The organism is Paenibacillus sp. sgz302148 (assembly GCF_056120465.1).
In genome coordinates this window covers 47,782-70,269 of sequence record NZ_JBVYOJ010000026.1, presented here as the reverse complement: position 1 = coordinate 70,269, position 22,488 = coordinate 47,782, and the positions used below count along the sequence as shown (strand labels likewise).

At 51.0% G+C, this 22,488-nt stretch carries 14 protein-coding genes; 3 read left to right on the top strand and 11 right to left on the bottom strand.

Annotation, left to right across the window (positions count from 1 at the left end; translation table 11 throughout):
* Positions 1-192 precede the first annotated feature (192 nt).
* The 3 genes from AC0LWM_RS28580 (at position 193) to AC0LWM_RS28570 (ending at position 2,045) form a co-directional block, all read left to right on the top strand.
* Positions 193-756 carry a helix-turn-helix domain-containing protein gene (locus tag AC0LWM_RS28580; protein WP_474678440.1) on the top strand — a complete coding sequence of 188 codons (564 nt, stop codon included), beginning with the start codon at positions 193-195 and terminating at the stop codon, positions 754-756.
* Between the two features lie 31 nt (positions 757-787).
* Positions 788-1,267 (top strand): YbaK/EbsC family protein, encoded by a 480-nt coding sequence (locus AC0LWM_RS28575; protein ID WP_474678439.1) that lies wholly within the window; start codon positions 788-790, stop codon positions 1,265-1,267.
* Positions 1,268-1,340: 73 nt separating this feature from the next.
* Positions 1,341-2,045, top strand: a complete 705-nt coding sequence (locus AC0LWM_RS28570; protein WP_474678438.1) for a M50 family metallopeptidase — start codon at positions 1,341-1,343, stop codon at positions 2,043-2,045.
* Between the two features lie 342 nt (positions 2,046-2,387).
* On the opposite strand, the gene AC0LWM_RS28565 is transcribed toward AC0LWM_RS28570, so the two are convergent.
* The 11 genes from AC0LWM_RS28565 to AC0LWM_RS28515 all read right to left on the bottom strand — a co-directional run bounded on the left by AC0LWM_RS28565 (position 2,388) and on the right by AC0LWM_RS28515 (position 22,485).
* On the bottom strand, positions 2,388-3,377 hold the full coding sequence (locus AC0LWM_RS28565) for a LacI family DNA-binding transcriptional regulator (protein WP_474678437.1): 990 nt from the start codon (positions 3,375-3,377) through the stop codon (positions 2,388-2,390).
* Positions 3,378-3,854: 477 nt separating this feature from the next.
* Positions 3,855-4,556, bottom strand: coding sequence for a PIG-L deacetylase family protein (locus AC0LWM_RS28560; RefSeq protein WP_474678436.1), 702 nt, complete (start codon positions 4,554-4,556; stop codon positions 3,855-3,857).
* 66 nt (positions 4,557-4,622) lie between these two features.
* Positions 4,623-5,636 carry a zinc-dependent alcohol dehydrogenase gene (locus tag AC0LWM_RS28555; RefSeq protein WP_474678435.1) on the bottom strand — a complete coding sequence of 338 codons (1,014 nt, stop codon included), beginning with the start codon at positions 5,634-5,636 and terminating at the stop codon, positions 4,623-4,625.
* Positions 5,637-5,688: 52 nt separating this feature from the next.
* On the bottom strand, positions 5,689-6,828 hold the full coding sequence (locus AC0LWM_RS28550; protein ID WP_474678434.1) for a mandelate racemase/muconate lactonizing enzyme family protein: 1,140 nt from the start codon (positions 6,826-6,828) through the stop codon (positions 5,689-5,691).
* 29 nt (positions 6,829-6,857) lie between these two features.
* On the bottom strand, positions 6,858-8,936 hold the full coding sequence (locus AC0LWM_RS28545) for a hypothetical protein (RefSeq protein ID WP_474678433.1): 2,079 nt from the start codon (positions 8,934-8,936) through the stop codon (positions 6,858-6,860).
* 96 nt (positions 8,937-9,032) lie between these two features.
* Positions 9,033-15,239 carry a sugar-binding protein gene (locus tag AC0LWM_RS28540; RefSeq protein WP_474678432.1) on the bottom strand — a complete coding sequence of 2,069 codons (6,207 nt, stop codon included), beginning with the start codon at positions 15,237-15,239 and terminating at the stop codon, positions 9,033-9,035.
* 98 nt (positions 15,240-15,337) lie between these two features.
* Entirely contained in the window at positions 15,338-16,225 is an 888-nt protein-coding gene (locus AC0LWM_RS28535) for a carbohydrate ABC transporter permease (protein ID WP_474678431.1), read from the bottom strand.
* A gap of 14 nt (positions 16,226-16,239) precedes the next feature.
* On the bottom strand, positions 16,240-17,097 hold the full coding sequence (locus AC0LWM_RS28530; RefSeq protein ID WP_474678430.1) for an ABC transporter permease: 858 nt from the start codon (positions 17,095-17,097) through the stop codon (positions 16,240-16,242).
* 108 nt (positions 17,098-17,205) lie between these two features.
* On the bottom strand, positions 17,206-18,897 hold the full coding sequence (locus tag AC0LWM_RS28525) for a type 2 periplasmic-binding domain-containing protein (RefSeq protein ID WP_474678429.1): 1,692 nt from the start codon (positions 18,895-18,897) through the stop codon (positions 17,206-17,208).
* A 167-nt stretch (positions 18,898-19,064) separates the two neighbouring features.
* Positions 19,065-20,726 carry a response regulator gene (locus tag AC0LWM_RS28520; protein WP_474678428.1) on the bottom strand — a complete coding sequence of 554 codons (1,662 nt, stop codon included), beginning with the start codon at positions 20,724-20,726 and terminating at the stop codon, positions 19,065-19,067.
* Positions 20,701-22,485, bottom strand: a complete 1,785-nt coding sequence (locus tag AC0LWM_RS28515) for a sensor histidine kinase (protein WP_474678427.1) — start codon at positions 22,483-22,485, stop codon at positions 20,701-20,703. The genes AC0LWM_RS28520 and AC0LWM_RS28515 overlap by 26 nt, the downstream gene beginning before the upstream one ends.
* Positions 22,486-22,488: the final 3 nt, after the last annotated feature.

Below are 22,488 nucleotides of genomic sequence, written 5' to 3'. Positions count from 1 at the left end.
TCAAACTGATACATGTCTATGTGGGGACTTGGACATTTATGCAGACAAGAGTGACGAGCATGACAAGCAATAACGGACGAACTCCCCTTGAACCGCCGATGATCGGCAACCGAACCGTTTTGTATTGTATGGTGTAATATTTGTATAGTATACTGAACGAAGACAACTGAACAGGAGGCGATATCCCTTCCTATGGACCTTATCCATATCCGCATCGGGCATAATTTGCAAAAAATCAGGAAACAAAAAGGACTGAGTCTGGATAAGGCAGCGCAGCTTACGAAAGTGAGCAAAGGCATGCTGCACCAAATCGAACACGGGGATATTCAGCCGACCGTGACAACGGTCTGGAAAATCGCGACCGGGCTTCATATTTCCTTCTCCGCGCTGCTGAAGGACGACGAGACCTCGGTGTCCATCGTGACCCGCAAGGACGTTCCCGATGTCACCGAAGACAACGGGCGGTGCAAACTGTATTTGTTGTTTCCGTTCGACCCGCAAACCCGTTTCGAAATGTACACGATTATCCTGGACCCCGAAGGCAGCTATCATTCTACTCCGCATAATGAAGGCGTGCACGAGTATATTACGGTCGTTTCCGGCGTGTTCCAAATTCAGATCAAGGATGAAACCTATACGCTCCACGAGGGGCAATCCGTCCGGTTTGCCGGTAACGTGCCGCATCGCTACACGAACCTGGCCGAAGCTGCAACGACCCTGCATGTGACGATGCATTACGCCGAGTCATACGGATAATCCAAAGCAACATTCTAGGAGGAACAACATAATGAGCCAACCGCTTAAGGAAAGCGCACAACGGGTGCAAAATACATTATTGAAGCTCGGCCATTCAGGCAAGGTCGTCGAACTGCCGGATAGCGCGCGGACCGCTCAAGAAGCTGCCGATGCGATCGGCTGCGAGGTCGCGCAAATCGCCAAATCGATCATTTTCCGCTTAAAGGCGTCAGATCAGCCGCTTTTGGTCGTGGCGAGCGGCGTCAATCGCGTGAACGAGAAGCATGTTGCCGAGGTCGTACAAGATAAGCTCGGCAAAGCCGACGCCGATTTTGTCCGCGAGCGGACCGGGTTTGTGATCGGCGGGGTCGCCCCGCTCGGACATGCGGAACCGATTCGGACGCTGATCGACGAGGATCTGTTCCAATATGATACGCTATGGGCTGCTGCCGGCCATCCCAAAGCGGTATTCATGCTAACGCCGCAGGAACTGGCCGAGATGACGCAAGGACAAGTCATTTCGATTAAATAGGGGGCGAATGCTACCGGAGCTCGTTTTTTGCGTAGAATGATGGTATACCACCACGCGGAAAGAGAGGCAAACGATGAATTCCTGGGTAAAAATGGCGCTATTTATGCTTGTTGCCGCATTTTTGACGCGGCTCATTCCTTTTTCGGAGTTTTTCCGAAATGTCGACACGCTCGTTCATGAGCTGTCCCATGCTCTCGTTACGCTGGCGCTTTCCGGCAAAGTCATGTCCATCCAACTGTTCAGCGACCAGAGCGGCGTGACGTATTCCATGATCGACGTTCCATGGAAGTCGATCCCGATTTCGCTTGCCGGTTACGTCGGAGCTTCATTGTTCGCGGTGCTGCTGTTCCTGCTCCATTCGCGCGGCAAGGAACGGGCGGGACTGATCCTCATCGCCGCGCTGACGGCCGTGAGCTTGCTGCTTTTCGTCCGTAACGGCTATGGAATTACCTGGTGCGTCGGATTTCTTATCGTGACGATCCTGTTCTGCTTGAACAGAATACCGCCATGGCTGCGAAACGGCTACTACCTAATCGTCGCTTTCATCTGTCTCGTGGAGTCGGTGATCGGCTCTTTCATTATTTTGTGGCTCTCGATCACGAGCGCCGGCTCGGCCGGGGATGCGGCGAATTTAAGCCGGGATACGTTCGTGCCTGCCGTCGTCTGGGGGATTCTGTTCGTCGCGATCGCTTTGTGGTGCGCCAAGCTGGCTTCAAGCCTGTTCATCAAGCGTTGGAGCGCTCCGGCCTCGGCGGCGCAGCGATCGAAAAGCTTCTAGCTACGCCGAGCAATACAAAGAAGGATGCCGCTGCTCCGAAGCAGGCATCCTTCTCTATTTTGCGGGGCAATCGACGCGTTGGCGCTGGTCCGCTGATGGAGCCGTGAAGGTAATTGGCACCGGATAGTGCCGGTGCAAAGCTGTTGGCGACGGGTGCCGGTCCATTTTCCATAAATATTAACCGACCAATATAAATTCCCCTCAATATTGTAAGAATGCTGCATCCAAGGTATTAGTCTTGCACTGATCAGATCATCGTCAATGTGATAGGTCGGGTATGGATTAGTCGGCACGACACAGCTGCCCCGATATCGGGCATTGCGCCCCAGTATCTCCGGATTTCTACGATTTTCTAGCCGACGCAGTTCCGCCCTCATATCGGGAAAATTCCGTAAAGCTGTAGGTTCTTTTTCCCGAACCGTGGTGATTGATGAGGTCGATCAACATCGTCACGATCCTAGTCTTCTCGCTATCCTCCACGTAATAAGTCGTTAATTGAGGAACGCTTACCTTCACCAGCTCGGTTAATCCCGAACCGATTAAGCTAACTTTTTGCGGAACAGAAACGCCTGTACTCTGCAATCGTTGAAGGACTCCGAATTGAATGACGGTATTCGTGCAGAACGCGGCCGTGTAATCGAGCTTCAGCATCTCGGCTCTCCTGCAAAGTTCGTACCCGTTCTCGTCGTCGCTGATTTGGATCAGGGACCGGTCGAACGGGATTCCGCTCGATTCATGCGCTTCTAGGAAGCCTTCCAAGGCCAATTGATGAATTTTATATTCCAGGCTCCCTATAAATAGCGCAATGCGCGTATGTCCTAGTGAGATGAGGTAACGCGTGGCATCATAAGTCAGCTTCTTGTCGTCGAACATTCCGTAACTCAGATCTTCCAAGTTCTCAGTTAAAGGCAATCCGAAAAGAACGTAAGGAGTCTCGTAGCTTCTCAGCACGCAATTTAAATATTCATCAACGTCGCCGGAGACGATGCAGCCGTCGATTTCCTTGCTCGCCAGCGCCTTCTTCAATTTGTTAATGGATTCGGGAGCTTTCGTGACATTCATGAAAATCAACCCGTAGCCGGATTGGCTGGCCGTTTGCTCGATAAGTTGCAAGTCAATCATATAACGCGGGTCATCCGCATTCCGATCGTACAGAATATAACAAAGCTTGGGAGAACCCTCGACTTCCCGATAGCCCAGTTCTTTGGCCGCCTGCAATATTCTGCTCCGGGTTTCGCTTGAAATTGTGCTGCTGTGCGTATTGTTCAGTACGAGAGAGACCGCCGTTCGCGATATCCCCAGGTACTCCGCGATTTTTTTTTTAGTTACCATCGGTAAAGCTCCTTCTTTCAATCTATTTCATAACGTTTGTTATATAATTACTTCAATCAATGAAAATTGTCAATTTTTAAACGATAACCAAGCCGAAAAATGAAATTTTCAAGTATGTATTCGGTTAAAATTTTTCGAAAAATGCTATTCAGGACTGTATTGACATTTATGCATAACGTTCGTTATGATACCTGTGAACAGTGTTATTTTGGAATACATACATGGGGGCTTACGTTGTTATAACGCAGGTTACGGCGGTGCTCGTAGACGCAGGTCGTGGGAAAGATCCGTCTAAGGCACTTTTGCGAAAATGTATCCCGATCAGTTGAAAATCGTGGCGGAGGCCGAGCCACGCCCCCGATTGGTTCGCAGCGGAGCGTTCCAGGCATGCTCTAATGTGCCAGAAGTGACCGATATAACTGGAAATTCAGCAGGGAATTCTGTTGACCAAACCAGATTTCCAACAAGTCATTTAGACTACGGCAGCAAATGGGGTTCCCCGCTTGCCGGGTACATCGGCAGGCTGCGGAACGCCTCGGCGTATTTCACGCCAATGGCTATGCCGCGCATGGATGACGCCTTCGACATGAACTCGACGTAATCCATGCCATAAAGATGCTGTAGCCATGTATCCTGGCTTTCGTGGCAGCGCAGCATTCGGCTTTTCGTCTCGAACGTGTCGGTGATGTCGACGTAAAACTCAGGCTCGAAGCCGATCGAGCCGATATTGTCCATGATAAATACATGGGGAACTTTGTCCAAGTGAGGATATTCCGTTTCGATCAGCCGGACAGTGACGGGAATACGGCAATCAGCCGCAATCTCGCCGCAAATACGGTGATCCGGGTGGTAGTCATTCGTGCCATGCACGAACATCACATCCGGATTCGCCCGACGAATGGCATTGATGAATGTCATCCGCGTATCCCTGTCGTGAAATAGAAATTCATCGTCAAACCCGAGCCAGATTAAGTCGGCTCCGATAACCGATGCGGCATTCTCCGCTTCTTTCCGGCGAATGGCGGTAATTTCCTCTTTGGTATGCGTCGGGGAGCCGACATTGCCGTTAGTAGCGATCATTATCGTCACATGGTCGCCTCTCGCCGCATATTTGGCCAACGTTCCGCCGCATAAGATTTCGATATCATCCGGATGCGCTCCTACTGCCAAAATTCGCATAAGTATCCCCTCCCCAAGCTCATCTATATTTGCTTCATCCTGATATCCCCCGTCGAGCTTCTCGACTTATAGGGTTACAAACACTTTAATTACCTCATCTGTCTTCGATCGGGCGAGTGCCAAAGCTTGATCCAAATGGTCGAACGGAAACTCTTGCGTAAAAAGCGGCCGTACTTGCACCACTCCCGACGCCATCAGCTCGAGCACTCGCGGCCATACATATGGAGCATTCGTTGAGCCAATCATACGAAGCTCTTTCATGACGAGCGCCTGTACATCAATCACGACCGGTTGGCCGGGCAGGCCGAACATCAGCAACTGCCCGCCTCGCCGCAGCAGGGTTAAGGCCGACGCAATCGAGCATTCCGTCCCCGCGGCATCGATGACAATGTCGTACGTTTCTTCCAACTGCCGCATTTGGTTGTCGTTAGCCGACAGAACTTCGTCGGCGCCGAGCTGCCGCCCAAGATGTAGCCGTTTATCGCGCTGGCCAAGCAACGTTACGTAACCGCAGCCGGCTGCTTTCAGCAACTGAACGAACAAAAGCCCAGTCGGACCGTCGCCGATCACCGCTGCATGCGCACCGACGGCAATATCGAGCTTGTCGACGCCGCCGACACAACAATGCAGCGTTTCTGCCTGCGTTGCCTCGGCGAAATCGAGTACATCGGGCAGCCGGTACAAGTTAGCCGCAGGCACATTCATGTAATGGCGCCAACCTCCCGGCAGGTGCAACCCAATTTCCACACCGCGCGGGCAGTGATGCTTGCGCCCGTGACGACAAGCTTCACAGATGCCGCAGCCGACAAGCGGGTCAACGCATACGCGATCGCCAGGCTGCCATCCATAAACGTCAGGGCCGACCCGCTCCACGACTCCCGCCAGTTCATGGCCTAGCGGCATCGGCGGCTTGCCGAACTGCACGTGGCCACTCATGATGTGCAGGTCGGTGCCACAAATGCCGATTGCCTTCACACGAACCTCCACTTCCCCAGGGCGAAGTTCCACCCGTTCGGCTTCGCGGCTTTGCACTTCGTTAACTCCCGTCCACTCCCAAATTCGTTGACTTTGTCTTGCCATTTCTTTCACTCAACCTTCATATTTAACATAGGCTCTCGAATAACCCATTCGTCTATCGATCGCAGCGGTATTTTTCAAGCGCTTTTTCATTGATCTCAATTCCAAGACCCGGCTTATCGGTAATTTGTGCGTAGCCGTCCTGAACGACGATATCGCTTTGCAGCATTTCCTGGCGAATCGGCGTTTCGGCGACACAGTATTCCAGTAGGCTGCCGTTCGGAATCGCCGTAATCAGGTGCAGGGATGCCGCTATGACGATACCGCTGCTCCAGGCATGAGGAACGCATGTAATATGATGGGAATGGGCGAGCTGGGCGATTTTCTTCGCTTCGCTTAAACCTCCACAACGGGTGACATCGGGCTGAATGATATCGACGCCTCCCTGCTCGATCAGTTGCCTGAACCCGTAACGTGTGGTTTCGTTCTCCCCGCCGGCAATCCGGGTCGTCGTCGTTTCAGCTAGCTTACGATAGCCGTCGTAATCGTCGGCGAACAGCGGTTCCTCGATCCAATACGGTTTATAAGGTTCGAGCTCTTTAATAAGCGGCATGCGAGAAGCAGCATCGATTGGGTGATCGTCGGATGGAATAAATCCCAGATCGAACAACAGGTCTACGTTCGATCCGGCTGCCTCGCGGGACGCTCTGACCAATTCAATGATTTCTCGGTTGCCTTGCTCGAACCCGCCCCACCCTAGCTTGATCGCGGTATAGCCTTGCTCGACCCATTTTCTAGTTTCTTCGTAAGCTTCCTCAGGTGTATACGGCATCAGCGTGCTTGCATACGCCCGCACTTTCCCACGCTGCGCGCCGCCAAGCAGCTTGTAGATCGGCTTGTTCAGCGCTTTGCCGACGATGTCCCATAGCGCGATATCGATACCGCTCATCGCATGAATGACAACTCCGCGTCTGCCGTAAAACTGGCTGCCGACGTACATTTTTTCCCAAATCCGTTCGATCTCGAAGGGATCTTCTCCGATGATTATCTCGCCAAGTCCGCGGCAAATCCGGTGGGAGGAAGGGGACTCGATAATGGCTTTGACGACCCATGGGGCCGAGTCCACCTCGCCGTAGCCGACGATGCCTTCATCCGTATGAACTTTAATGATAATCCCATCCTGCGCGCTGTCGTTGTTTAGCTGAACGTCGTTCTTCTGACGAACCGGAATCGCTTCGACTTTCGTAATTTTCACTTGGAGTGCCTCCCTGAAAATTTGTTTTTCTAGAAATTTCGGGATTCCCACACCTCTCGATCGCTCAACCGCAAAACGAGCGGCTGCAGCGTACCCAAGGTTCCCCGGATATTAAACATAATTTTATCCTTCAACGGCACGTTACCGGCTTGATCCAATAACGTCCAAACACCGTCGTCCTGCAAACGATATGCATAAGGCTTGATCCAGCCCCCATCGATCGCAAGCGTTACTTGTTCAAGCGGATCCAGACTTAAATTGTACACGGCAATCAGCTTATCGCCGGTTTCCGGATTTTCTTGAGCGCTGACGAACACATTCGGATCCTTGGCCGCGTAAACCGGCAAATTGCTCCGTCCCAGCCATTCTATAATGCCTCTGATTTGTTCCTTGCGCTTGTAATTGTAGATCGAAGCGGACGCATTCTGCCGTAAATCATACGCCATCACCGCAACCCGGCCGCCCAAACTGTTCTCATAAAGCGTGACGGCTGGAACGACCGCTTCTTCGCAGTCATTCCATAACTCAGACATGACGCGAACTTCCGGATGCTTGGGCGAAATGTGGAACACACTGGAGTATTGCTGAATGGCCATAGCCAAATTAACAAAATACATCCGCATCCCGGCTTCGGACTCCGTCCACTCATCAAGCTTCGTCAACCGTTCGCTGACGAGCGTATCGCACAGCGCAGCATCAAGCTCCGTCACGTAGACGCCAAGCAAATCTCCGTACCCTCTGCGACAAACATACATGGCGGCAAGCCCGTCCAGAAACACACCGGAGCCTAGCAATTCGCGCAACTCCTCGTCCGACAGATCGAGAATATCTTCACCGCATACCATAGCCGGACCTTTACCGCCTTGGGCTGTATAGGGAATCCCCATCTTACCCAGCACCGCAGCCCACGCCGACGTCACAATCACAGGGGGGTGGTTGCCAACAACAGGTCGGTGTGCCTGCGCATGAGGCCGGTACATTACATTCGGACCTACTATGCGGAAACCTTGCACGACGCGCATCAACTCATTAAAAAATGCCCTATTTCGGCCAACCATCCGGAAGTAACCTTCATCTTCGAGCGGTCCGTCCGTGTATTGCGTAACATAGGACAAGGAGCCGTCAAACCCGTAGAACAATGCTAAAGACACCAGAGCGCGCAGCTTGGCCGCCGAGAAAAAGAACCGCGAATGCGGGAACGGATCGGATTCATGGATCAGCTCGAACTCGTCGCCCAGCGTCATCTTGGCATGCAGCATATGGAAGGTGAGCGAAGCAAAATGATCCGCCTGATCGCTGCCATAATCGCTGCCGAACAGACGCACAAGCGGCTTTGTCCCTCCTGCGAGCGCTTTGGCCACATCTTGCGTAAAATCGCCGTCGATGTCGCAAACGAAGGATTGGCATAGTGCCATACGCGTGTCAGGCGCGATTTCGTCAACGGCTCTCCGCATGCTGCTTGACAGTTCCACGAGTGAGTCCTTCATCAAATTCGCCCATACTTTCCGATAAGCCACAGCCTGATCTCCGCCTGAACGGAACAACGTCTGCAGCTCTTCCCTCGAAACCTCTTTACCGACAAGCTCGGAAAAGCGTTTCATATGGAGCGGACAGAAGCAGCCGAATCTGACCACATCGTGATTGCTCATTTCATAATCGTCTTCGAAGAAGATATACGGCGGCCTGCCTCGCTCCACAACCGTTTGCATGTACGTCCCCATCGAGCTCATGAATTGTTTGTCCAACGGACAATAGGCTCCTTTGGATACTGCACCGTCGATGCCTACTATTTTTTGTGCCGAGGCCGAAACTTCTCCCTCCAACAGCAGTGGATCGATTGACAAACTCGGAGCGCACCACCATCCGACTTCAATGCCTTCAGCGGCCACGCGGCTCCCGACTTCGCCAACAAGATCGCCGAACGCTTCGAACGCTTGCAGGATCGTTGCCCCTTTTGCCTCCCCGTCCCATGTCGGGAAAACGAGAATGAACCGTCGCAACCCCGCTTCCCGGTTCAACTTTCTCATCGCTTCTATCATTTGTTCTTTCTTGTTCTTAATAAATAAAAACGGAACGATTGGATCGAATGAGTATTCCTTGTCAGCCATGATGTAACACCTTCCTCAAATAACGTTCTTGTTTCGCGCCATCCTATAGGCTGTTTCCGCACAAAAAGATCGTTTAGAAACAGCCCTTGGTCGATATTATTGCTTCTTCAAAAAGTTAAAGACAGCTTGCGCTACTTCTGCGCGATTAACAGACACTTTCGGCGCAAACTGGTTATTGCTGCGTCCAACCATAATGCCCAACTCTGCCAAAGCTTGAGTTGCTCCTCTTGCCCACGGAGATATTTGCGCGTCATCCGCATAGCTGTGCGATAAAGCAGGCTGGAGCGCTTGCTTGGTCTGCCATTCCACTGCCCGCTGCAGCATAACCGCCATTTCCTCGCGCGTAATTGCTGCATTCGGAGCAAAGCGATCGTTGCCTTGGCCAATGATCAATCCCGCTTGTGCAGCAGCATTGACTGCGCCTGCGAACCAAGCATCAGCGCTTACGTCTGCAAATGTGCCGCTTCCGTGATCCGCAAGCCCCAGCGTTCTTGCCAATATTACCGCGAACTCAGCGCGTGTGATCTGACGATCAGGAGAAAAAGTTGTCGTTGTAGCGCCTTTCAGGATCTGTCTGGCAGCAAGCTCGCGAATGGCTTCCTTCGCCCATTGAACCCTGGATAGATCATCGAATTTCTTCACAAACACCAAACCCGCTACCTTGCCTGCCTCCAGCAATTGGACGCTGAATCGGCCGTCGGATACTTCTTCCTTCAAGTAGACAAGATCTCCGTTCTCTCCAATACGATATAGATGGTAGTTTGCCGGCTTTTCCGAGATTGGCCAAGAAAGCGTCAACGGCGTGCTAAACGGCTTCGCCACCTGCTCGTTCGCGCCTTGCTTCCATTTTACCAAAACTTCCCACACCTGATCTGGCAATGTAATATCGGCGTACTGCCTGCCGGCTGTGAGCGCAGCCAAGCTTTGTCCTTCCTCTTTCCCCACCGCTTTCAGTTCAAGAGTCATCTTATCGGATCCGGCCGCCTCGACCGACTTCAGCAATTCAACCACCCATTCGGGACTAAGTGTCAGTTGCGCATTGCCCTGTTGAATCGTAAGCGGCGTATGCCGCTGTTGCAACTGCTTGAGCAGATCCATAGGGAAAACAGCCTTTTCCTGTCCTGCTGCAAACGTAATTTGGGGCTGCTTCGATGCAATATCTCGTGCCTTCACCACATATTCGCTCGTTGGAGAACCTGTTTCCTGGCCGCTTCCCGTCCCGCTGTAAGGCGGCTGGCCGCTTCCCGTCCCGCTGTAAGGCGGGTCGTTAACCCACTTCGCATGCGCCGTCACATTGCCCGTGATCGCAGCATCGAAGTTAAATGCGGTTGTGTACGTATCATCTGTGTACCAGCCCTGGAACGTATAACCAGCTTTCGTCGGAGCGGCCGGCTGCGTCGCCTTGCTTCCGCCTGCGACAGTTTGATTCGCTATCGATGTGCCGCCGTAGGTTTGGAAGCTCACCGTGTAGCTTACCGGGGGGTTCGCTTCCCACTTCGCATGCGCCGTCGTGTTGCCTGTGATCGCAGCATCGAAGTTAAATTCGGTTGTATACGTATCGTCTGTGTACCAGCCTTGGAACGTATAGCCCGCTTTCGTCGGGGCGGCCGGCTGCGTCGCCTTGCTTCCGGCTGCGACAGTTTGATTCGCTATCGGTGTGCCGTTGTATGTTTGGAAGCTTACCGTGTAGCTATTCACTGCCGGCAGCGTACTCAACTCAAAGGCAACATAGTTAGCCGTATTAGCTCCGTCGGCAAGGCCATTGTCCGCCAAACTGAGGGCTACTCCGTTCGGATTGCTTGGTTCCACCAAATTAAGGTGCGCCGTAACGCCTATCTTTTTGCCCACTTCGGCGGTAATACCAATCGTTGACCATGGAATCCCCATTTCGACCTGATAGCCATCCGCCGACCGCGTGCTTTTTTGGATGATTCCTTGCGTCTTGTCGGCATTCACAGCACCGTTATAATAGGTTACAGGATCATCTACCCTGATCGTGTATTGATGGGTGCCGCTATCGCGCGCACCTTGAACGAAATTGCTGTCCACGAATAATTCAACGCTTGAATCCACCCATACCGGATTTGTTGTTGTGGATCTGATGTATCCATCCTTCACATCAAAGGCCGCGTACAAATAATCAGGGCTCCACAGCAATCCCAATCTGCCGCCGCTGCTTGCATCAAGCAAATTGCCAAAGGCTTTATAACCGATATTCCAGTTAATATTCCAGGCTGCTTCATTAACAACGCCATCGATACTCATCGCGTCACTGTCAACCTTTTCAAGCCTATAGGTCGCTTTTGCTTTCGCAAATTTTTTGGGCAGCCAAGCTACCGAGGACTGGGCATCCTGCGAGCTGTTCTCCGTCAACGCCAGCTTGCCTTCGGCTGGAGCGTTCGCATCATTGACATCCTTATCATTCACATGGGCAGTGACTCCGATGATGTTGCCAGCGATCGGCGTGATACCCAGCGAACGCCATGGAATGGCAACTTCGATATTGTAGCCTTCCTCCGTAGCCCCGTAGCCATATTTCACCTGCTCATTCGCTTTTGGCGTTTGCCGGTAAATATGCACCTGAGGATCATTCGCGCGGAATACATAGCGAACCGTATGATCGTCATAAGCACCTTGCTTACCGGTACCGTCCACATAGATTTCCACAGAATCGTCATCCCACGGATTTGCCGCGCCGGAATTGACGACTTGCTTATCCTTTACCGACACCGCTGCCAACAAATATTCATCATTGTAAGTAAAGGAAGCTGCAGCCTGATTATCCGTCGTACCCGATCGATTAGTTAGCGACGTCCGCGTATCCCAAATCTGTTCCTTCAATTTGCCATCGAGATAAGGAATTGTTTGGCTATAAGGAAGGTCGTATTGCTTCATCGCCTCTTTATCCACGCCTTGCAAATACAGGTTGCTGAAATAAATGTCCGTTCCGAGCGCGTAGGGCCATGTCCAGATCTGAACGGAGCTGACATTGGATATGTCTTTTGTCACTTTCGACAAATCAAACGATATATGATTGTCTCCATGGCGGAGGTCTGCAAGCTGCCCGTTATATAATATATTTCCATCGGGGTCTCTTAACAGAATGTTAAACCATCTCTCGTCATCGCCAGACGCACGGTAAATGTCTAGCTCCACTGTACTTGCCCAAGAAAAATCCTTCGAATCTTCTTTCACCGGTATTGAGATGCCCGGATACGGATACGTGCCGGCTACTCCATCCGGGAATCTAACCTGTAGCGCCTTTCCTCCCCCCGTCGCGTGATCATTTGTAACTCCGATGATCTGAGCATTATCATCAGTCAAAATCCCGTTTGCTGAAGTGAAATCGTGAATGACCTTTTTCAGCATAATCGGCTCAAGCCCTCGAGATTTGATCCATACCCGTTTCGTCAGCGTACGCTCGATGCCGCCTTTCTTCAGCTTTACGGTGACGTCGTTCATGCCCAAATTGACATCCATGACATAACGGTACTGGTCGCTCACGTTATTGCCGGGAATCGATTCCGCGTTAACGGATACGTCATTAATCGAAACTGTCGTCCCCTTCTCGGCGTACACGATGACCTCTTTTTTAGAATATTGCTTCGGCTGATCCTTGAATACGACTAGCGCCTTCGGATTCATCGCCAACTCTTCGATGTAATCGGCGATTTCACTTCTTACCTGCTGCAAGTCTTGCGGACTCTTCGTAAATGCTTTCACATTCGTAAACAAGCGGTCATAATATGGCTGGATTAGTTCCTTGGCGGATACGACTACCCCAAGCTGCTGCGCCGCTTGCTTAATCCGCTCTTCCAATAGCCACAAATATTCATAGTCTTGGTTGCCGTCGCGAATCGCTTGCAGTCTCAATGTCGCAATCGGACTGTTCAAGCCATATTTATAACCAGGGTATAACAGGAACCCGTCTCCATTGGCTCCCGGGAATGCCATCGGATCGTTCCAAATATCGCGTGCAATATATTGAAAGCCGGTCCATTTAGCATACACGTTAACCGACCAATACAGATTCCCCTCAATACCGTATGAACGCTGCATCCAAGGGATGAGCCGCGCACTGATCAAGTCGTCGTCAATATGGTATGTCGGGTATGGATTCGTAGGCGTAACACAGCCGTACCACCACATATTGCCGCCATTCGCTTGAAAATCCTTGACCTGTTGCAAATACTCTTCGCTGTCAAACTCGCGGAACAATGGTGTGAACGTATTCACATCATTTTTTAGATCCGGATGAAGACCAACGGTTACAACATGTCTTAAATTGGGATCAATCGCCTTGATCTGCTGGCTCCGCAGATTTACCAAAGGGTATTTATCTGGCGTCGGTTCATCAATTTCTCCGCCCAGATAGTAATAGGCTTTACCTATCAGACCTTTGTTCTTTAAGCTTTGGACAAGCTTCTCCGCTCTGCTGTCCTCGTTATTTGGTCCTTTATCAAAATCGCCTATCGTGTAAGGAATATTGTATGCCGATACGCGCGGATCATTGACATAAGGCGCCGCCAAATCTGCATAATGCTCATAATCCCACGGGATAGGCAAGTAGGTTGGCGTCACATGATAATTTAATAGAAACTCATAGTAGTTCCGCATGATTTGCCAATATTCCGGAGAGTTCTCCACCAGTCCAGGATAGCCATAACTAAGGTTCCAGTCACCCCATACCGCAAAGGCGGTTTGTGCATGATTTTCCGCCGGAAGCGCAAAATCCCTGACTCTTACCGTAATCGGCACCTGTTCCGTCGTACCGTTAGCCGTGATCGATATCGTTCCCGTATACAGCCCGGCTGGCGTGTTCTCATCTGTTTTGACGGTAAACCAAATCGCCTGATTATTTCCACTTTGCACTTGAATGGATTCATTCAAGGTCATATACGGCGCGTACGGAATTAAGGCATCCGGATACCAGCCCGGCTCATAGGCGCTATTAGACCTGTTGGTGGTTTTGACATAATGCTGCACAAACTTCTCGATCTCGCTTGCCGGAATGGTCGCGCTGCCTGAGGTTAAATCCGAGATTTCGACATTCGTGATGTTTACATATCCGCCCTGAGCTGTGAGCAGCACTTGCCCGCTCTGATATTCGCGCTTTGCCATCTCCAGGTTAACGGCAGTTGAAGCAAGCGGGGCGGCATCCCGTTTCACATTCGAGATGCTCGGAGCCGTCCAGACGCTGTACGTGCCTTCTACTGATTCAGGGGCGCTGCCTACGTTTAATTGCACAAGCGATACATCGTCGAAGTAGATCTTGCCTGTGCCGCCTGTGATGAAAAGGTATGGCATCACCTGTCTTACGCCCGGAACGATTTCGAAGCGGAAAACAAGCTTCTGCCAATCGCCCGTAACGTTATCCAGAGCCATCATTCGTGATGTCATCCAACCATTGTCGCCAATGTAATCCAAATTCACCGAAGGCCGTCCGGGGTTTGTCGGATCATCCGCCTTGACCCAAACGGACAACTCGTACTCTTCCTTGTCGTCAATAGGAATACTTGACCCATAACGCCAATTATAGTTCCAGGTTGCCGTGTCCCCGTTGTTCGGATATTCGAAGAAAATACTGGAACTGCCAGAATGTTTGACGTCACTGCTGACACCAAAATTTGCATTCCCCGTATTCACCCAACCGGTCGGCTTTCCCCCCGCCTGCAGCTCGAATCCCCCGTTATCAAACTTGTTTGCAGATGAAGCTGACAATCGAACAATCGATACATCGTCGAAGTAGATCTTGCCTGTGCCGCCTGTAATGAAAAGGTATGGCACCACTTGTCTTACGCCCGGAACGATTTCGAAGCGAAATATAAGACGCTGCCAATCGCCCGTAACGTTATCCAGAGCCATCATTCGCGATGTCATCCAACCATTGTCGCCAATGTAATCCAAATTCACGGAAGGACGTCCGGGCTTTGTCGGATCATCCGCCTTGACCCAAACGGACAACTCGTACTCTTCCTTGTCATCAATAGGAATATTTGACCCGTAACGCCAATTATAGTTCCAGGTTGCCGTGTCTCCGTTGTTCGGATATTCGAAGAAGATACTGGAACTGCCCGAGTGCTTGACGTCCGTGCTGACGCCGAAATTTGCATTCCCCGTATTCACCCAGCCAACCGGATTGCCTCCCGATAGCAGCTCGAAGCTCCCGTTTTCAAACAAATTTACGGCTGCGGCCTCTGCTTTCTTCGGCGCAACCCCCGCTCCGGCAAATACCGGGACGATCAAGCATAAGATTAGCCACTGGATCGCCCATATTTTGCTCCTGCTTTTCCATGTTGTCATCCTAATTCACGCTCCTCTAATTTTAATTAATTTGAAGGCGCTTTCTTTGGTGCGGATGAAATTCCTCTTTTCTTTCCCCTTGCAGGGAGAGGGATCGGTCATTCCTTTACACTCCCCATTATGATGCCCTTCATGAAGAAACGCTGCAAAAACGGATAAGCAAGCAATATCGGCAGCGCCGCAATAAAGATTTGCGCAGCTCTACCCGTCCGGCTGTTCACGCGGAGAAATTTCTCCGCTTCTTGCGCACTCATTTCTGTCAAATCCTTCGACACGATCGTCGTCTGCAAGTAAGTCTGGAGCGGATAATGCTTCGGCTGATTCATATAGATGAGTCCATCGAACCAGCTATTCCAATGCCAGATTACTGTGAACAGTAGCACTGTCGCCAGTGCAGGCATCGATACCGGCACATAGATGCGCCACAGAATCGTCCAATGATTCGCACCGTCCAGCTTGGCCGACTCCTCCAACTCCTTCGGAAGGTTGCGAAAGAAATTGAGTAGCAGCACCACATTAAACACAATAATCGCCGACGGGATGACAAGCGCCCAGATGGAATCGATCAATCCCGTTGACTTGACGACTACGTATGAAGGAATAAGCCCTCCGCTGAAAATAATCGTAAAGACGAAATACCAGGCATACGCGGTACGGAACCGAAACTGTCTGCTGTCCTTGGACAACGGGTATGCGAGCAACGTCATAAGAATCATGCTGGCTGAAGTGCCGATTGCGGTACGCTGAAGCGTTACCCAGAATGCTTGCAGGAACTCCTTTTTCGCTAGCGCAGCTTCATAGGAAGCCAAGCTGAACTCGACCGGCCACAGCTTGACTGCCCCTGCCGACACTGCCTGGGCCGAGCTTAGCGAAACTGCGAACACATGAATGAGCGGAAACAAACAAGTGAAAGCCAACAACGTCAAGAAGACCATGTTGCCTATCGTAAACAGCCGGTAGCCGATACTTAGTCGATACGACGGCATAACGATCACCTTCTTTAAAAGATTCTGTAATTGGCCAACCGATAAGCCAGATAATACGATATCGAGATCAGTGTGAACGAAATGACGGACTTGAACAAACCAACGGCGGTCGCAACGCCATACTGAAACTGCTGTAGACCGAGACGATACACAAATGTGTCGATAATATCGCCCGATTCATACACTTGCGGGCTATATAGGTTAAAAATTTGTTCAAAGCCGGCATTGAGAATGTTTCCGAGACTTAACACGGCCATCAGTACGATAATTGGCGTCATGCCCGGCAGCGATACATGCCAAATTTGCCGCCAACGTCCTGCGCCGTCTGCTTCTGCCGCTTCATACAAGGTTGGATTGATCCCTGTCAAAGCCGCCAAATATACAATCGTTCCGAACCCAAATTCTTTCCAGATGTCGGACATCACAACCGTAAACTGAAACCAATGATTATCGCCGAGAAAATAAATAGGCTTAAGTCCAAACCAGCCAAGCACCTGATTGAGGATTCCAGATGTCGGGGATAAAATATCGATCAAGATGCCGCTCAAGATGACCCATGATAAAAAATGCGGCAAATAAACAAGCGTCTGGAACGTTCTACGAAAGAAAGCCTGCCGGACTTCATTCAGCAAAATCGCCGCAGTAACAGGCACAATGAGACCTAGCGACATTTTCATCACTGCGATGATTATCGTATTCGCAATGATCCTCGGCGTATCCGGCATCAGCATCACATAGCGGAAATTATCCCACCCCACCCACGGCGAATTAAATATGCCTTTTGCAGGCAAAAACTTCTTGAATGCAATGACGGCACCAGCCATCGGTCCATAGCTGTAGATGAGAACGATGATCAAACTTGGGAGGATCATCAAATGCAGCAGCCGGTTTTGTCTCCACTCTTTGCGTAACAGTCTGCTCCCCTCCTTAAGGAAGGGAAAAGGTTATGAAACATCCCCCTTCTCCCCCCGAATCCATTTTTATTGTTGCGACTTGTACCACTCGTTTACTTCTGCTGTAATTTGATCGCCGCCAAGTTTTTTCCATTCGGCGATGAAATTGTCATATTCGTCCACGGAAGCGCCCATAATAATTTTGGTCATCACTTCATCTTCTTTCGCTTTCAGTACGCTCATTTTATCGCCCATCGTAGCCGTAGGCGCACCATAGAATTCGTTAAAGTGGTACTCGTTTTTCTTGTAGCCGTCGTACATCATCGCAAAGGTGCCGCCTTCTTTTACGATCATATACTGAAGCCAGTTCGGGAAGGTAACCTCGCCTTCCATATACTTCTTGGCTGCTTCGTATCTGGCGATCCGGTCTACATCAACGCCGAGAATCGATGCATCACCAGTTTTAAGCGCTTGCGGGATCAACTCTCCTCCCTTGACAAATGCATCCATCGAATTGACAACAATCGGGTTGATGTCCCAGAAAAACTTTCCGGTATCCTTATGCGCTTTGCTGAATACGAGCACGTTGTTCTCATCGTTCGGATGCAGCGAGTAATCGATCCATTCGTTCAGAAGCTTGACGACGGCTTGCGGATTTTTCGCTTTTTTGTTAATGACATAAAATCTGTCGACCGACGCGCTGGCCGGATTAAGCGCCGGTTGCTCGTCAACGGATGGGATCGGGTATACTTCCCAATCCTGCACCAGCTTGCCGTCTTTCACCGCGCTATCGAAAGCGGCGCTGTACCAGAATGCGCCGTATGTCAATCCGACGCGATTGTTTGCAATCAATTCGAGCTCTTTACTCGTATCTTTAACGCCGAATTCAGGGTCGATCTGCCCCGCCTTGAACATATCCTGCAATTGCTTCAGCGCCGGCTTCATGTTCGGATCAAGACTGCCGTATTGCAAATTGCCGGAGGCGTCTTTCACCCATTGCTGCGGGTACAGGTGATAACCAGCGAAATATCCAGACAGCGACAGCGACTTGGACAAGCTCAAGCCGTACGCCTTACCTTTGCCACCCGTGTCCCGTTTCGCGAACGCTTCCGATATTTTGACCAAATCCGCCATCGTCTTTGGTTCCGGCAAATTCATTTCCTTCAGCCAATCTTTGCGAACCCATACGTAATTCATAGAGTTATACGGGCTATTCGTCACAGGAATCGCCATCAGCTTGCCGTCAAAGGTTGCGGCTTTTAACTGGCGTCCGCCGTCTTTCGTAAACTCGCTTTTCGTGTCCGCCGACGCGTATTTATCCCATAGTTCCGTCAAATCCATAATCATGTCATTGTCGACCAACTGCTTAATATCGTTGATGCCGACTTTGTAGAAATCCGGCAGGTCATCCGAAGCAATCGCGATTTTCAGCTTCGAGTCGTAGTCACTCATCGTATTGACGACCCAATTGTTTTTCAGTTTGATGCCAAGCTTCTGCTCATAATAATCGTAAATCGTATTTTTGTTGATGTCCTCTCCCGGTTCAAAAGCTTGCTGCGCGTCGATGCTGCGGATCGTCGTCAATTCGATCGGCGGGTCGAACTTGCCGAGCGGGTCGATTGCTTCCTGGCTCTGGGATGCGCTTGAAGTTGCGCTGGCGGAAGGCGCAGAAGCTTTCGGAGAATTGGTAGCCTCATTGTTATTGCTGCTACAAGCGGTCACGGTAAGCAGCAATGCGAATAATAGAGCGGCTAGTCCAACTTTAGCATTACGTTTCATAGATACTCCCCCTGGTTGCGTAGTGATTTCCTTGATCGGTTGGAATGGCTGTCGAAGCGCTTTCCCCCTCTGCAACAAGTATATAAACCCGCGCATATCCGCAACTAGATTCACCTGTTGACATCCCGTTACATTCCTTGACTACTTCTTGGCACACGGCAGAGCGGCTACGAATCCCGATATTCCTGCGGAGTCATGCCCATGTTCGCCTTAAAGAAGCGAATAAACGACAAACGCGAGTCATAACCGACCATCGCTGAAATTTCGTAAATTTTATAAGCGGAATGCTTCAGCAGTTCCTTCGCCTTTTCCGTCCGAGCCATATTGATATACTCGGACAAGCCAATCCCTGCCGTTCTTTTGTACAATCTCGACAAGTAGGAGGGATTAAGGTGAACGATGCCTGCAAGTTTGGCCAGCGAAACATCCTCCGCCAAATGACTGTTGATGTACTCGTTAACGCGGTGCACCATGATATGTTCGTCCTCCACAACCGGCTGATCGCGGTTATCGAACAACAGTTCTGCGAGTTTCCGGAAATAGGCGCGAAGCTCCTCCCACGACAGATTCACGTCGACATGCGACAGGCGATCTAGGCCGATCTGCGCGGCCAGTTTTCCGTCGAGCGGATATTGATTGAGATAAGAAAGGAACACGGAAGCAAGCCCGTGGTACACCTCCAGCTTGACGAAGCCGGAACGGTTTTCCTTCGCCGCATGGTCGATAATCTCGTCTAGCAGGCTGTCGAAATCCGCTTTTCCGCCGTTTTCCAGGTAGTGACCGAGCAGACTGATCTTTTTCGTTTTGCGGTTGGCCAGCTTCATCTTGGCGGCTTCAAACGACGAGCGCGGGGCACTGTGCCCACTCTGGCCTTTCAGCCTCACTTCGCTTCCCGTCCCCTGATCTCCCCACATGAGAGACAGCAATGCGTCATAGGCTTCCGGCAGCGATTCCCACCGCACGGCGGCTGGGCTGATCGCGAAAGATACCTCAAGGTCGATCGCCTCTCGACAGTTCGCCTGAATCGAATCCAATTCGCCGTATACCCACTCGAACCAATTTTTCTCGGCTTCGCTTTGCAATACTTCCCCCGTCTTCACGTGAAGATCGGTCGGCTGGAGCAGCCAAGCCACATTCGAGCCATCCACCTCCGCCGCTGCCAGCCTGACCGTCGAGATCAGCTTTTCTGCCGCGATGTTCTGTACCGCATAAAGCATCAGCTTGCGGCCTTCGACCGTTCCTTTGCCTCCCCAGGAATCGATGCGTCCAAGAAGCACATATACCGGCAGCTCCGCCGACAGGCTCATCTCCAATTCGTGAAGCCTGGCTCTAACGGAGGATTCCGACGACGGCGCCCTTCCCTTGAGCAGCTCGTTAACGTACTGCTGCTGCAAGAGCAAGATCGCCTTCCTGCTCTGAAAATTCGCTTCCAGCAGCTTCCGGTCCGTTGCAGCCTGCGCGTCCAGCTCCGCAATCGCTTTATCGATCGATCGCACGATGCCCTCGTCGCTCTCCGTCTTCAGCAAATAATCGAAGCCACCGCCGGAAATCGCATTTTTGACATAATGAAAATCATCGAAGCTGGTCAGGAAAATCACTTTGCATAGCGGCCAGCGGCGCTTGATTTCATGCAACAGTTCCGTCCCTTCCATTCCCGGCATTCGGATGTCGGACAATACGATGTCGATCCTCGTTCGGCTTAGCACTTCAAGCGCCTGATAAGCCGAGAACGCCTGAAACAGTTCTAGCTCGGGCTTCTTCTTGCCGAACATCTTCACAAGCCCTTCCACGATAATGGGCAGATCATCCACGATCAGCATTCGATACATCTGTCTCCGCCTTTCCGCTGCTATCCAATTTCAGCCGAATTTCTACGCATAATCCGCCAAGCTGCGACCTCGTCAGCGATAAGCCGCTGCCGCTGCCGAACATCAGCTCGATTCGTCGATGGACGTTAATGACGCCGGTCGTTTCCTCCATAAAATTACCGCTCTTCGATAGTGCCGCCGCCAGTTCCGCTAATCGGGCATCCGATAACGTTTCACCGTTATCCTCGATCCAGATTGACAAATATTCGTCGGACTCGGAGGTGTGCACCCACAGCTCCCCTTTCAGATCAGGTGACCCAAGAGCATATTTGTAGGCGTTCTCCAATATAGGCTGCACGATCAGGCGGGGCACAAGCAGCTCTCCGTACGTGTCGGCAAGCGGTTCGAACTCGACGTCAATCCAATCTCCGTACAGAATCGATTGCATAGCCACGAACACTTGGGCATGCTTCATTTCTTCCCGAAGCGGAATCCGATCTTCCGCGTTGCGCGTAATAAAGCGGAAATAATCGCCCAAATACAACGTGAACCGATAGGCGCGTTCATTCTCTCCTTCTTGAATCAAGCGGTTCAAACTAAACAGGCAGTTGTACATAAAATGCGGATTTATTTGCGATTGCAGTCGCTTAAGCTCGGAGCGCTGACTGAGAATTTCTTTCTCATACACTTCGCTGATCAGCACTTCCAGCCTCGATACCATGCTGTTGAACCTGCGGTATAAATATTGGAATTCATCGCGCCTCGTGCTGGTTTCGATCGGAAGAAGCTTGCCGTCCTCCACTTTGCGGAAAGCGGCTACGAGCCGGCGCAGCGGATGATGGATGATGCGATAAATGGAAACTGACAGCAGGAAGACGATACACAACGAGAAACCGAGCAACGCCCAGATCCATCGTTCATAGCGGTTCAAGGAGCCGAGTATGTTATTCTCCGGAACGTAAACAAGCAAAATCATGTTCAGAACAGCCGATTTGCGATAGGAGATCAAGTAGGGCGAGCGTTGAATCTTAGTGGAAGTCATGCCAATCGCCGCATCTTTCTTCAATTGTTCCTCCGCAAACGTCCTCATTGTTCGCGCAACATCTCCGTCTCGTTCGTTCGTGATCTCCCAGTTCTCTGCAGCGTTAAGCAAAACGAAATTGCCCTGGTCCGGACTGACGATATTTTTTAAGCTTTCGCGCAGCTTGTCCGCCGACAGCTCGACGACAACGACGAAAACGGGCTTCCTCCCCGATGCGCTCACTGGATACCGCATGCTCATAAACAACCGTTCGCCAATGGCCATCACTCTGCTCGGGTCCACATTATTCGCCAGTTTCTCGTATTCATCAGCGGGAATGTAGGACAAATAATCATTCGAGACGATCGTTCTGTTGCTGAACGGGAGGAACACCTTCGCCTCGGCAATGTACGTACTGGAAGCATTCAGCATTTGCAGCCGCTTCTGCACAGCGAGCACCTGGCTCATGCGTTCGTAATTTGTAGCCGGCTCCTCCGAGATACCAACCTCCATCAGTTCTTTATCGATCACAAACTCAAACATCAGCTGGCTGATGCCTTTAAGCGCATTCTCCAGCGACTGTATATAGAACGCGTCTCTGCTCTGGACGGATTTGGATATTTCCTCATAAATCGTTCGGCTCCCCTGTTGATTCAACAACAGCGTCATCACCGAAAGTGGCAATAAGACAGCCAGCAAAGCTGTAATCAGCTTGGCAGAAATCGTAAATCTCATTCGTTTCAACGATGAGACGTTCATTGC